The 1160-nt window shown below is 42.5% G+C and carries 1 protein-coding gene and 2 pseudogenes; 1 reads left to right on the top strand and 2 read right to left on the bottom strand.

The features are described 5' to 3' along the window. Nucleotides 1-124 precede the first annotated feature (124 nt). Nucleotides 125-334: pseudogene (locus ABRZ28_RS24350) on the bottom strand (hypothetical protein); the annotation flags it as partial. On the opposite strand from ABRZ28_RS24350, the pseudogene ABRZ28_RS24215 reads away from it, so the two are divergent. After that, nucleotides 329-502 (top strand): annotated as a pseudogene (locus ABRZ28_RS24215) (transposase); the annotation flags it as partial. The pseudogenes ABRZ28_RS24350 and ABRZ28_RS24215 sit on opposite strands and share 6 nt — an antisense overlap. 41 nt (nucleotides 503-543) lie before the next feature. On the opposite strand, the gene ABRZ28_RS24210 reads toward ABRZ28_RS24215, so the two are convergent. Next, a complete protein-coding gene (locus ABRZ28_RS24210) occupies nucleotides 544-897 on the bottom strand; it encodes a hypothetical protein (RefSeq protein WP_330521874.1) in 354 nt (117 codons plus the stop codon). Nucleotides 898-1160 lie beyond the last annotated feature (263 nt).

Below are 1160 nucleotides of genomic sequence, written 5' to 3'. Positions count from 1 at the left end.
GGCCTGTTTGAGGATGGCGATGATCTGACTGTCGGTAAAGCGTGATTTTTTCATAGCGAATCTCCTGCGTTCAGATTACGAGAAAATTCTACTTATGAACACTCCGCTTTTTCGGGGGGATTACCAGCCGCTCCGGCGTGCCATTGGGCTGGCAGTGGAACCAGAAGATTTCGGGGGAGGCGACGCCGTCGATGCGCGCCAGCGGCTCGTAGCTGCCCGGGTCGGTATACACATACGTTAGCGGAACCTGGTCCTGGATTTCCTGCTACAGCCGGAAGCCCTCCCAGATAAAGCGGGTGGTGACGGTACTTCCCTGTGGTTGCCCTAGAAGTTCCGGTTGCTGTTTCTGCCGACTTACTCACCGTGGCTGAATCCGATAGAGCGGTTGTGGCTGTCGTCACACGGAACCATAACGCGAAATCATCAGTGTCGGTACATGTGGCAATTACTGGAACAGGTAAATCAATTTATGAATGCCGCCTCGCCATTTTCCGGTAATTAACATGGTCTGGTTTAAAGTAGAGCGGTAATATATGAAGTTATTTAGCCAAAAACACCTATAAGGTAAGATATATATCTTGCAGGTTGGATCTCGGAAAATGTAAAGAATATTAAAACGTTATGCTTATGGAGAGGACATTTACTTTCAAAAAAGCATATCGCTTCTCCTTTATAATTATAATACCCAGACTTTATCGAATTTTCTTTTACGCCTTTAATATGACTTGCAACCTCTTTTTTAAATGACTCGTCCTCCAGATCAAATCGCTTAGAATTGAAAACCGTGAAAACTACCTGACGGCCACAATACGGACAATCAATAAAGTTTTTTTTATGGATAAAATCATTCTCAATACCATCATGCAATAATATAGGTTTTTTTATGAGATTTTTCATTATATTACATTTTCTCATAATTTTTTCAATACTCCATCTCTTATAAGGTCTTCAATAAAGTCATGTGTTTCATATTGCGTACCAATCCCTGTTTTCCCAAATCACGGTATGAAGTGGTTTACTGAATTTGGCCACTTGAACAGAGGTGATATGCTCACCTCAGAACAACACAGGTGCTCCAATGAAAAGAAGAAATTTTAGTCCTGAATTCAAACGCGAATCTGCTCAGCTGGTTGTCGATCAAAACTACACCGTCTCTGATG

This window comes from Brenneria sp. g21c3 (assembly GCF_040240345.1).
GTDB lineage: Bacteria > Pseudomonadota > Gammaproteobacteria > Enterobacterales > Enterobacteriaceae > Brenneria.
Note: the sequence above shows the minus strand (reverse complement) of the source record. Positions and strands in the feature narration are given on the sequence as shown.